Genomic DNA, 10,996 nt, shown 5'->3' with positions numbered 1-10,996 from the left:
ACCCCGCCCCGGCCCGTGTGGCCGACGAACAACCCGAGCGGGACGGCGATCACGAGCGCGATCGCCAGCGCGAAGAACGTGTAGCCGAGGTGTTGCAGAAGCCGGTTCCACACGCCGTCGGTCCCCTGCCAGTGGGCCGGGTCGCCGAACCAGGTGAACAGGTCGCCGATCACGCGGCACTCACCACCGTGGACTTGGCCGTCGTCGCGCGTTCCCAGGGCGTCAGGAGGGTGCGCAGCCCGACGAGCAGGAGGTCGACGCCCAGCGCGAGGACCAGCGTCAGCACGATGCCGACCACGATCGGCGAGAAGAACGACAGGGTGAATCCTTCGGTGAACAGCAGGCCGAGCCCGCCGGTGCCGATCAGCGCGCCGACGCTGACCAGGCTGATGTTGCTCGCCGCCGCGACCCGCACCCCGGCCGCGAGGACCGGGACGGCCAGCGGGAGCTCGACGGCCAGGAACCGGCGCGCGGGCCGGTAACCGACGGCCGTGGCCGCCGCGATGACGTGCGGCGGTACCGCGTCGAGCGCGTCGAGGACCGGGCGGACCAGCAGCGCCGTGGTGTAGATCGTCAGCGCCGCCACCACGTTGACCGGGTTCGCGATCTGGGTGCCGATGATGCCGGGCAGCACGACGAACAGCGCGATCGACGGGATCGTGTAGAGCAGGTTGGACAGCACGAGCAGCACGCCGCGGGCCGGGTGCCAGCGATAGCCGAGCCAGGCGGCCAGTATCGCGAGCACGATGCCGAGCACGAGCGGCAGCAGCGCGAGATAGACGTGGTCGAGCAGGTCGCCGAGGATCTGCGTCCGGGTGTTGGCGCTGCTCAGGTAGCGCCCGAGTTCGCCGAAGAAGTCACCCATCACGAGGCCTGGGGTGTCGCCTCGATGATCTCCAGCACCTGCTTCGCCTTGACCACCCCGAGCACCCGGTGCTCGGCGTCGACGACCACGCCGAGGCTGGCGGGTGAGGACAACGCGGCGTCGAGCGCACCGCGGATGGGCGTGCCCTGCTGGTAGAGGGAACCGCCCGCGACCAGCTGATCCTCGGTCACCGGACCGTCCACAGTGGAATTCGGAGGCAGCCAGCCACGCGGCTGGCCCCCGGCGTTGACCGCGATCAGCCAGCCGGGATTCGGCCCGGGGAGCGTGGTGCCGACCTCGACCCGCTCGGCGTCGATGACCTCGACGCCGTCGGCGGACAGGAACGAAAGCCCGCGGTAGCCGCGGTCGCGGCCGACGAACGACGCGACGAAGTCGTCCACCGGGTGGCGCAGCACGTCCGACGGCGTCCCGTACTGGGCGAGCACCCCGCCGACACGCAGGACCGCGATCTTGTCGCCGAGCCGGACGGCCTCGTCGATGTCGTGGGTGACGAACACGATGGTCTTGCCCAGCTGGGACTGCAGCCGCAGCAGCTCGTCCTGCAGCTCTTCGCGGACGATCGGGTCGACGGCCGAGAACGGCTCGTCCATCAGCAGCACCGGCGAGTCCGCGGCGAGCGCCCGCGCGACGCCGACGCGCTGCTGCTGGCCGCCGGAAAGCTGTGCCGGGTACCGCTTGCCGAGCTCGGCGGGCAGGCCGACGGTCTCCAGCAGCTCGGCCGCGCGCTTGCGGGCCTTGGCCTTGTCCCAGCCGGACAGCAGCGGCACGGTGGCGACGTTGTCCAGGACCGTCCTATGTGGAAAGAGCCCGGCGTGCTGGATGACGTAGCCGATGCCGCGCCGCAGCAGCGCCGGATCGCCCTCGCTGACGTCCTTGCCGTCGAGCAGGACACTGCCCGCGGTGGGCTCGACCATGCGGTTGATCATCCGCAGTGAGGTGGTCTTGCCACAGCCGGACGGGCCGACGAACACGGTGATCGTGCCGTCGTCGACCGTGAGATTGAGGTCGTTGACGGCGACCGTCCCGTCTGGATACCGCTTGGTCACGCCACGGAACTCGATAGTCACGCGCTACTCCCCATGTCTGGTTGAAAAACCGTAGCCCACATCCCGCCTGTTGGCACGGTGTCCCAGAAACCCGTGCGGCTAGGCTCGCGCCGTGAGCTCACTCGACGACGTCATCGCCGCGCACGGTGTCCACCTGGGACCGCTGTTCCGGGTCCTTGGCCTGCTCCGCGAAGGGCGGCACGACCTCGGCGAACTCGTCCGCGCCAGCAGCGCGCCACGGCGCAGCGTCGAGGAGCTGCTGGCCGCGCTCGGCGACGATCTCGAGCGGTCCGACGCCGGGGTCCGGATCGCGCCCGGCGCGCGGGCCGCCTACGCCCGCTACCAGCTGCCGGCGTACGGCGATCCGATCGATGCCGCGCTGGCCGAGCGGACAGAACTGCTGGCCAGGATCACCGGCTACGTCGACAGCGTGCCGCCGCCGCTGTCCGCGCTGGACCACGTCCAGGCCACCCCGGAGACCGTGCTGAGGCGGGCGCTGTGGCTCGATTCACGCTACGACCTCGGCTCCGCGCGGATCCTGTTCCTCGGCGACCACGACCTGACCTCGCTGGCCGTGCGCGCGGTGCGCCCCGACACCGAGCTGACCGTGGTCGACCTCGACGACCGGGTGCTCGCGTACGTCGAGGAGGTAAGCGAGGGCTCGATCCGGACGCTGCACGCCGACCTGCGCGTGGGGCTGCCGCCGTCGATCTCCGGCCGGGCCGACCTGGTGTTCACCGACCCGCCCTACACCCCCGAGGGGATGGGCCTGTTCGCGTCGCGCGGGGTGCAGGCGCTGCGCGAGCCAACCGACGGCCGCCTGCTGCTGGCGTACGGCTATAGCGTCCGGCACCCCGCGCTGGGCGCGCAGGTGCAGCGGTCGCTGGCGACGCTGGGGCTGACGTTCGAGGCGATCCTGCCGGACTTCAACCGCTACTTCGGCGCGCAGGCCATCGGCAGCTCGGCGGACCTCTATGTGTGCCAGCCCACAGCGAAGGCGAAGAAGATCCGCGGCGGCAAGGGCAAGGCCGCGATCTACACGCACGGGCCGCAGTCGGTCGAAGCGGGCAGCACGAAACCGGCGCTGCTGGACAAGCTGTACGAGATCGCCGCCGAGGGCGGGCTCGGGGTCGAAAGCAGACCGGTCGACTGGTCGATTTCCGGCCCGGAGGGCGACGCCGTCGCGATGGACCTGACGGCCGACCCCGGGCCCTGGCTGCTGCGGACGTTGCTGGGCACGAACGCCCGGCGGCTGGCGCTGCTGCTGCCGAACGCCCACCCCGACCTCGCGGACGCGGCGGCGCAGAAGGCGTTGAACGACCTGGTCGGCGCGAAGTACAAGCTGCGCCTGCTGCGCAGCACCCCCGACAACAAGCACGCGGTCGTCGTCGCGGACATCGTCGAGCACCCGGACGAGCTGCTCATGCGCGCCCACGCGCGCCTGGCCAACGTCTCGCTGAGCGTGCCAGAGGAGCTCAAGGACGCCCGGCTGATCGACCTCCCCCGGCATCGCCTGGCCCGGCTCCTGACACGCGGCTGAAGGTCGCCCTTGGTGCGTTCAGCCTGCTGAAGGTCGCCCTTGGTGCGCTCAACGCACCCAAGGCGACCTTCAGCTGTCCCTTAAGCCGTGACGCCGTCCTTGCGCGCCGCCGCGGCGACCGCGGCGGCCACCTCGGGGGCGACGCGGGGGTCGAGCGGGCTCGGGACGATGCGGTCCGGGCCGAGGTCGTCCTGCGCCACCGCGACGATCGCGTCGGCCGCGGCGAGCTTCATGTTCTCCGTGATCGACCGCGCGCCGGAGTCCAGCGCGCCGCGGAAGACGCCCGGGAACGCGAGCACGGTGTTGATCTGGTTCGGGAAGTCGCTGCGCCCGGTGGCGACGATCGAGGCGTAGCGCGCCGCGATCTCCGGGTGGACCTCCGGATCCGGGTTGGACAGCGCGAACACGATCGAGTCCTTGGCCATGCCGCCCAGCAGCGACTCGTCGATCGTCGCGCCGGACAGCCCAAGGAACACGTCCGCGCCCTTGAGCGCTTCGGCGAGGCCGCCGGTCAGCCCGGCGGTGTTCGTGGTGTCGGCCACCCACTGCTTGCTCGAGTTCAGCCCCTGGCGGCCGCCGTGGATGATGCCCTTGGAGTCCAGCACCGTGACGTCGGCGACGCCCGCGGCCAGCAGGATCTTCGCGCAGGCGACACCCGCCGCGCCCGCGCCCGAGATGACCACGCGCTCGGCCTTGATGTCGCGGTCCAGCACCAGGTTCGCGCCCCGCAGCGCGGCGAGGGTGACGATCGCGGTGCCGTGCTGGTCGTCGTGCATGACCGGGCAGTCGAGCGCTTCCTTGAGCTTGTCCTCGATCTCGAAGCAGCGCGGCGCCGAGATGTCCTCGAGGTTCACCGCGCCGTAGGACGGGCGCAGCCGGACGAGCGTCTCGACGATCTCGTCGACGTCGGTGGTGTCGAGCACCAGCGGAATCGAATCCAGCCCGCCGAACGTCTTGAACAGAACCGACTTGCCCTCCATGACCGGCAGCGACGCGCTGGCGCCGATGTCGCCGAGGCCGAGCACCGCCGTGCCGTCGCTGACCACCACGACCAGCCTGTCCGCCCAGGTGTAGCGCTTGGCCTTCGACGCGTCCTCCGCGATGGCGCGGCTGACCTTCGCCACCCCCGGGGTGTACGCGATGGAGAGGTCACGCGGGGCGGAGATCGGCCGCACGGCCGCCACCGAGAGCTTGCCGCCCTCATGGCCGCGGAAGATCTCTTCGTCGGTCACCGGTGCGTGCTCACCCGTGACGGGCGGGGCGGCTTCCGCAGCGGTTTCGGTGCGGACCTGGTCGTTCATCGTCATTCCGTTCATCGGATCCGTCGTCTCCCCAGTGGGGGACGCGGTCCGCGCGGTTCGGGCGAAAGTCACTGGAATCTCCTGGGACTGCGAGCGGGGGACCACCGGTGGCCGTGGGGAATGGAGCTACCCGCCACCTGTGGAAACTTGTCCTCCGGCACGGCAGCCCAGCGCGGTAGCGCCGGCCTGTCGGCGAAGCGTCACAGCGGCCATCTCTGCCTTGGTGAGGCGATGGCCGTGGACGCGGCGGTAAAACCATTGTGCCAGCAAGGTCACCGGGCTTGGCCCCATGGTGCGTCTCAAGTCACAAAGTGCGGATCGTTTATCCTGGTCAAACCCTTTTCCCAAGACGTCCATCCGGTTTGGGATTCACTGAATCGATTGAGAAATAGAGTGCAGACCATGCGAGCCCGCCGACTGAAGATCCCCGACGCCTACGAATTCACCCCCCGCGCTTTTCCCGACGATCGCGGTCTGTTCGTCGCGCCGTTCCAGGGTGAGGCCGTCCGCGAAGCCGTCGGCTACCCCCTGCGGCTGTCCCAGACCAATCACAGCGTTTCCCGGCGCGGCACCATTCGCGGCGTGCATTTCGCCGACACCCCGCCGGGGCAGGCGAAATACGTCTACTGCCCGCAGGGCGCGCTGCTCGACGTGATCGTGGATCTGCGGGTCGGCTCGCCCGCCTTCGGTCAGTGGGACGCGGTGCGCCTCGACGACACCGATTTCCGCGCGGTCTACGTCAGCGAGGGGCTCGGGCACGCGTTCATCGCACTCGAGGACGACACCGCGATGGCGTACATCTGCTCCGAGCCGTACACCCCGACGGGTGAGCACGGGATCACCCCGCTGGACCCGGCGCTCGAACTGCCCTGGCCCGCCGGCATCGAGCAGATCCTGTCCGAAAAGGACCGCGACGCGCCGACGCTGGCCGAAGCGCGGGATCAGGGACTACTGCCGAGCTACGACGATTGCGTGTCCTACTACGAGAAGCTGCGCTCAGGCGGCAACTGAGCCCGGCGGCCGCCTGACACGAAACCGACCCTTGCCCAAGTACTATGCGCGCATATAGTATGCGCGCATGGCAAATTACGAGTACGAGCACACCGTGACCACCACCGCCCCGGCCGACGCCGTCTGGGCACTCTGGTCGGACGTCTCACGCTGGACCGAATGGGACACCTCGCTCGAAGCGATCACCCTCGACGGCCCGTTCGCCCCCGGCAGCGGCGGGACGATGACGATCCCCGGCCAGCCCCTGATCACGTACATCCTCACCGAGGTCGAGCCGGGTGTCGCCTTCAGCGACGAGACCGCGATCCCGGGCGGCGTCCTGCGGTTCGGCCACCGGCTCACCACGGCCGACGGCCTCACGACGATCACCCATCGGGTGGAGATCGACGGCCCCCCGGAGATGGCGAAGGAGTTCGGCCCGGTCGTCACCGAGGACGTACCGGAAGCCATGCGCGCGCTCGCGAAACTGGCTGAGGCATCCTGCCGGGTATGACAGCGAACCCGGCGTCACGCTGGCAAGGCCCCGAACAGAGCCCCGGCTTCCTGCTCTGGCGGGTGACACTGTCGTGGCAGCGGGCCATGCGGGCCGCGCTGGCGCCCCACGACCTCACGCATGTGCAGTTCGTGTTACTGACCACCACCTGGTGGCTCGGCCAGAGCGGCGAAGCGCCTACGCAACAACGGCTGGCCGAGCGGGCGGGCACCGACACGATGATGACCAGCCAGGTCGTGCGCAAGCTCGCCGAGCGCGGCCTGCTGGACCGCGCGCCGGACCCCGCCGACGCCCGGGTCCGGCGGCTTCAGGTCACCGGCCCGGGTCTGGCGGTGGTCAAGGGCGCGCTCGCGGACGTCGAGCGCGCCGACGCGGGCTTCTTCGCCGCACTGGGCGAAGACTCCACCGGCACCTTCGTCTCCACCCTCGGCGCGCTCGTGCGGGACTGACGTCACCGTGTCGGACGTTCGAAGCGCGCGCCCTAGCGCCGGATGTCCTCGGCGAGAACGCGTTCCACGTTGCGCTCGGCCAGCGCGGTGATGGTGACGAACGGGTTCACGCCGGTGCTCCCCGGGATCAGGGAACCGTCTGTCACGTAAAGGTTCCGGTAGCCCTTGACCCGGCCATAGAGGTCGGTGGCCTTGCCAAGCACCAGCCCGCCGAGCGGGTGATACGTGAACCTGTTCTCGAACGCCCGCGTGTCGCCGAAAAGGTCGTGACGGTAGATCGTCCCGTTCGCCCGGTTGACCTTGTCGAACAGCGCCTTGGCCGCGTCGATCGAGCGCTGTCCCTGCGCCGAGGTCCACTGCAGCTTCGCCGAGTCACTGGCGCCGTCGTAGCTGAAGTGCCCGCGCTCGGGGTTCTTCGTGATCGCGAGGTACAGGCTCGCCCAGGTCTCGATCCCCGCGGGCACCGGCGCGATCTCGGCGAACACCGGGTTGATCGGATCGTCCCAGTTGTCGATGCCCAGCGCGGGCATCCCCGACTCCAGGCTGCCGGTGGTGTCCCACAGGTGGTTGGCGCGCCCCAGCATCACGTTGCCGTTCGTGCCCCAGCCCTGCCCGATCTCACCGTTGAGCGCGGGCAGCCGCCCGGTCTCGCGGGCGCGCAGCAGCAGCTCGGTGGAACCGAGGCTGCCCGCGCCGAGGAACAGGTGACGGGTGCTGAGGTGCCGGGTGGCCAGTACGTTGCCGAGCACGTCGATCTCGCGCACCACCAGGGTGAAAGTGCCGTCGGGTTGCTGGCTGATCTCGCGGACCTCCCGCAGCGCCTGGATGGTGACGTTGCCGGTTCCGAGCGCCGCGGCGAGATAGGACTTGTCCAGCGAGCGCTTGCCGTGGTTGTTGCCGTAGATGACCTCCGAGCCGAGCGCGGAGCGCGGCACCGTGCCGGCCTCTTCCTGCTTGAGGTACTCGAAGTCGTAGACGCTGGGCACGAAAGTGGTCTTGAACCCCGCCTTCGCGGCGGCCTTGCGCGAGACGCGCGCGTAGTTGTAGGACCGGCAGGTCTCGAACCACCGCGGATCGACGTGGTTCGTGCCGAGCCCGGCGTTGGCACGCGGGAAGTACTTGCCGTACATCTCGTCCGCGTCGACCGCGGGCAGGATCTCCTCGAAGTAGTCACGCCTCGGGGTGACGGCCATGGCGCCGTTGACCAGTGAGCCACCGCCGACCCCGCGGCCGAGGTAGACCGACATGTCCCCGAAATGCACGCGGTCGAGCACGCCGGCGTACGGCGAAATGTCGTGGTTCGCCAGATCGAGCCAGAGGAAGGAGGCGAGCGGGGCTTCGGTGCGTTTCTTGAACCACATCGACCGCTCGTCCGGGGAAAGCATCGTGCAGAAGACGTTGCCGTCTTTGCCGGGATCAGTCCACAGCCTGCCCATTTCCAGCATCGTGGTCGCGATTCCGGCCTCACCGAGCCGAAGGGCGGTGACGGCGGCGCCGTAACCGGTCCCGATCACGACGGCGGGCGAGAACTCGGGCAGCGGTGTCCGGGCCGAGGTGGCGGCGTGGGCGGAAATGGTGGTGAGCCCAAGGGCGGCGGCGGAGTTGAGCGCGGCGAGGCCGAGAAAGCGGCGGCGGGAGAGGGGGGACACCATCGCTGCATGGTCTAACCGTGCTGGCGCGAAGACAAGAGCGAATGCGAACGACATTCGCGTCAGCTGGGTAAACGGTGTTAAGTTTCACTCGATCGGGTCATCTGATTCGGGGCTTCCCCTGGGTGACTTCCCCGATGTGACCGACCTCTCCGGGAGGCCAGGATCGGCCCATGAGACTTTCCCAGCTGGTCGCGGCCGGGGTCGCCGCGACAGCCGTCACCCTCGCACTGAGCGTGCCCGCCGCGGCGGCGCCCGCACCGGAACCATTGCCCACCTTCGACTTCGCGGACTGCCCCGCGCTTCCGGCCACCGCCGATCCCGGCACCTGGCGCTGTGAAGCCTTTGTCTCGCAAGGATCCCTGACGTTCGGCCGGGTCGGGAAGATGGAGCTGGGCGAGATCAGGCTGACCTTCGCCGAAGGCCGGATCAACGGCCAGTACGCCCAGGTCTTCGGCGCCCTGCGACACGAGCCCGCACGCATCCCCGGCCTGCCCGGCGCCACCCTCAGGCTGCGGTACGGCGGCTACTCCGACTTCCTGTCGGACGACCGGCGCCGCGGCGAGCTCGGCTTCTACGCCGAGCTGCGCCATCCGTTGCTGCCCAAGGGATGCGCGATCGCCAACCCGGCGGACCCGGTCGTCGCGGTGGTCCACGACGAGGGCACCCCGACGGTCGTCTCCGACAACCCGAAGACGATCAAATTCTCGGTCTACGACGAGGACCTGGCGCTCCCCGCCGCACGCGGCTGCGGCCCGCTCGCCCCGCTGCTCAACCACTGGCTCGGCCTGCCCTCGCCGTCCGGGACGGTCCGGTTCGAGGAGCACACCTACGTTCGCTACCAGCAGTACTGACCGCGCAACTCGTCGACGAATCGTGGTCTCTCAGTTCGCGAGACACCACAACTCGTCGACGAGTTGACGGGTCAGTCCTTCTTTCGGGTCACCCAGATGGTGATGACCGCCGTCACCACGGGTTTGCCGTGGGTGTCGGTGATCATCACCGGAACGGGGAGCTCGAAGCCGTCGTCGCCGAACTCCGGGAGCTCCGGCAGTTCGGCCACCGCCCGCAGGCCGGTCTCCGCCTTGGCGACGTACTCGACCGACATCCCCTTGGGCAGCCAGCGGTGCGTCATCGGGACGGTCGCCTCGGCGAGCATGCCCATCGCGATCTCGGCGAGGTTGCAGGCCGCGATGGCGTGAAAAGTGCCGATGTGGTTGTAGACACCCCACCATTTCGGGGCGGTCACCTCACAGCGTCCGGCCCGCAGGTCCCGCACCGACGGCAGCACCGTCCGGAAATAGGGCACACGCAGGCACATCGCCGACGAGAACAGCTGCTTCCCGCCGGGTTTGGCGGCCAGTTTCTGCCACATCGCGTACGTCGGATTCTGCGCCATACCGTCTCCTCCACGAAGCTACTCGTCAGTAGCTAACCAGACGGCAGGCTATATTCGCAACGTGGCAAATCGGCTCTTTCTCCTTCGGCACGGACAGACCGAGTGGTCGGTCAACGGACGGCACACCGGACGCACGGACATCCCGCTGACCCCGGCGGGCGAGGGCCAGGCCAGAGCGGCGGGCGCGACCCTGCGCACGCTGCTCGGCGGCAGCCCGTCGCTGGTGCTGTCCAGTCCGCGGACGCGGGCGCGGCGCACGGCGGACCTGGCCGGCCTGCGGATCGACGAGGTCACCGAGGAACTGGGCGAGTGGGACTACGGCGACTACGAGGGCGTCACCACCCCGACGATCCGCGAGACCGTACCCGGCTGGACGGTGTGGTCGCACCCGATCCCCGGCGGCGAAAGCGCGGACGAAGTGGGGGCCCGCGCGGACAAGCTGCTCGACCGCGTCCGCCTCGCGCTCGGCGACGGCGAGGTGATCATGGTGGGACACGGGCATTTCAGCCGCGTGCTCGTCGCGCGGTGGCTCGGCCTGGCGTCGACCTCGGGTGTCCACTTCGGACTCGACCCGGCCAGCGTGACCGTGCTCGGCGACGAGCGCGGCGAGCCGCAGATCGAGCACCTCAACATCCCGCCCATCCCGGAGGACTAGCAGCATGACTGACGACCGGATCCGCCGGATCCGTGACGAGGACGTCGACACCGTCGTCGGTCTCGTCCACGACCTCGCCGAGTACGAACGCGCGCCCGACGAGTGTCACCTCACCGCGGACCAGCTGCGCACGGCATTGTTCGGCGAGGCGCCCGCGCTGTTCGGGCACGTCGCCGAGGTCGACGGCGAGATCGCCGGGTTCACCCTGTGGTTCCTCAACTTCTCCACCTGGCGCGGGCTGCACGGGATCTTCCTGGAAGACCTCTACGTCCGCCCGGAGCTCCGCGGCTCGGGCCTCGGCAAGGTCCTCCTGGCGACGCTGGCCGCGGAATGCGTCGAGCGCGGCTTCGCCCGCCTGGAGTGGTCGGTCCTCGACTGGAACCCGGCGACCGAGTTCTACCAGGCCCTCGGCGCGGTCCCCCAGGACGAGTGGACCGTCAACCGCCTCACCGACGACGCCCTCACCACCCTCGCCACCCACGCCTGAACACCACACACGCGTGATTGTGCGACACACACGCGTGATCAGACTGCCGTCACGGTGTCGGCAGTCCAGTCACGCGTGAC

12 protein-coding genes and 1 pseudogene are annotated in these 10,996 nt (G+C 69.5%); 7 read left to right on the top strand and 6 right to left on the bottom strand.

Features of this window, described 5'->3' with window-relative positions; translation table 11 throughout:
* The 3 genes and pseudogenes from QMK34_RS36240 to QMK34_RS36230 all read right to left on the bottom strand — a co-directional run.
* A pseudogene (locus QMK34_RS36240) lies at positions 1-173 on the bottom strand (ABC transporter permease); the annotation flags it as partial.
* A complete protein-coding gene (locus QMK34_RS36235; RefSeq protein ID WP_326419237.1) occupies positions 170-865 on the bottom strand; it encodes an ABC transporter permease in 696 nt (231 codons plus the stop codon). The pseudogene QMK34_RS36240 and the gene QMK34_RS36235, both read right to left, overlap by 4 nt.
* Positions 865-1,953 (bottom strand): ABC transporter ATP-binding protein, encoded by a 1,089-nt coding sequence (locus QMK34_RS36230; RefSeq protein WP_326419236.1) that lies wholly within the window; start codon positions 1,951-1,953, stop codon positions 865-867. Before QMK34_RS36230 ends, QMK34_RS36235 begins: the two co-directional genes overlap by 1 nt.
* 91 nt (positions 1,954-2,044) lie before the next feature.
* Between QMK34_RS36230 and QMK34_RS36225 the strand changes: the two genes are divergently transcribed.
* Positions 2,045-3,472, top strand: a complete 1,428-nt coding sequence (locus QMK34_RS36225) for a bis-aminopropyl spermidine synthase family protein (protein WP_326419234.1) — start codon at positions 2,045-2,047, stop codon at positions 3,470-3,472.
* An 80-nt stretch (positions 3,473-3,552) separates the two neighbouring features.
* Here QMK34_RS36225 and QMK34_RS36220 read toward each other — a convergent pair whose 3' ends face one another.
* The gene (locus QMK34_RS36220) at positions 3,553-4,773 is read right to left on the bottom strand and encodes an NAD(P)-dependent malic enzyme (protein WP_442785286.1); all 1,221 of its coding nucleotides are present in this window, start codon (positions 4,771-4,773) and stop codon (positions 3,553-3,555) included.
* Between the two features lie 402 nt (positions 4,774-5,175).
* Between QMK34_RS36220 and QMK34_RS36215 the strand changes: the two genes are divergently transcribed.
* From QMK34_RS36215 to QMK34_RS36205, 3 genes are all read left to right on the top strand, one after another.
* Positions 5,176-5,784 (top strand): dTDP-4-dehydrorhamnose 3,5-epimerase family protein, encoded by a 609-nt coding sequence (locus QMK34_RS36215; RefSeq protein WP_326419233.1) that lies wholly within the window; start codon positions 5,176-5,178, stop codon positions 5,782-5,784.
* Positions 5,785-5,851: 67 nt separating this feature from the next.
* Positions 5,852-6,277: an SRPBCC family protein gene (locus QMK34_RS36210; protein ID WP_326419232.1), complete on the top strand. Its 426-nt coding sequence runs from the start codon at positions 5,852-5,854 to the stop codon at positions 6,275-6,277.
* On the top strand, positions 6,274-6,726 hold the full coding sequence (locus QMK34_RS36205) for a MarR family winged helix-turn-helix transcriptional regulator (protein ID WP_326419231.1): 453 nt from the start codon (positions 6,274-6,276) through the stop codon (positions 6,724-6,726). The genes QMK34_RS36210 and QMK34_RS36205 overlap by 4 nt, the downstream gene beginning before the upstream one ends.
* A gap of 32 nt (positions 6,727-6,758) precedes the next feature.
* Here the strand turns inward: QMK34_RS36205 and QMK34_RS36200 are convergent, their stop codons facing one another.
* Positions 6,759-8,378 (bottom strand): GMC oxidoreductase, encoded by a 1,620-nt coding sequence (locus QMK34_RS36200; RefSeq protein WP_326419230.1) that lies wholly within the window; start codon positions 8,376-8,378, stop codon positions 6,759-6,761.
* Between the two features lie 170 nt (positions 8,379-8,548).
* On the opposite strand from QMK34_RS36200, the gene QMK34_RS36195 reads away from it, so the two are divergent.
* Positions 8,549-9,229 carry a hypothetical protein gene (locus tag QMK34_RS36195; protein ID WP_326419229.1) on the top strand — a complete coding sequence of 227 codons (681 nt, stop codon included), beginning with the start codon at positions 8,549-8,551 and terminating at the stop codon, positions 9,227-9,229.
* 71 nt (positions 9,230-9,300) lie between these two features.
* Here QMK34_RS36195 and QMK34_RS36190 read toward each other — a convergent pair whose 3' ends face one another.
* A complete protein-coding gene (locus tag QMK34_RS36190) occupies positions 9,301-9,774 on the bottom strand; it encodes a hotdog fold domain-containing protein (protein WP_326419228.1) in 474 nt (157 codons plus the stop codon).
* 61 nt (positions 9,775-9,835) lie between these two features.
* Between QMK34_RS36190 and QMK34_RS36185 the strand changes: the two genes are divergently transcribed.
* Both QMK34_RS36185 and QMK34_RS36180 read left to right on the top strand, forming a co-directional pair.
* Positions 9,836-10,429, top strand: coding sequence for a histidine phosphatase family protein (locus QMK34_RS36185; protein ID WP_326419227.1), 594 nt, complete (start codon positions 9,836-9,838; stop codon positions 10,427-10,429).
* Between the two features lie 4 nt (positions 10,430-10,433).
* The gene (locus QMK34_RS36180) at positions 10,434-10,916 is read left to right on the top strand and encodes a GNAT family N-acetyltransferase (protein ID WP_326419226.1); all 483 of its coding nucleotides are present in this window, start codon (positions 10,434-10,436) and stop codon (positions 10,914-10,916) included.
* The last annotated feature ends 80 nt before the right edge of the window (positions 10,917-10,996 follow it).

The sequence above is a fragment of the Amycolatopsis sp. H20-H5 genome (assembly GCF_035828755.1).
GTDB lineage: Bacteria > Actinomycetota > Actinomycetes > Mycobacteriales > Pseudonocardiaceae > Amycolatopsis.
This window is presented reverse-complemented; position numbering and strand designations above follow the sequence as displayed.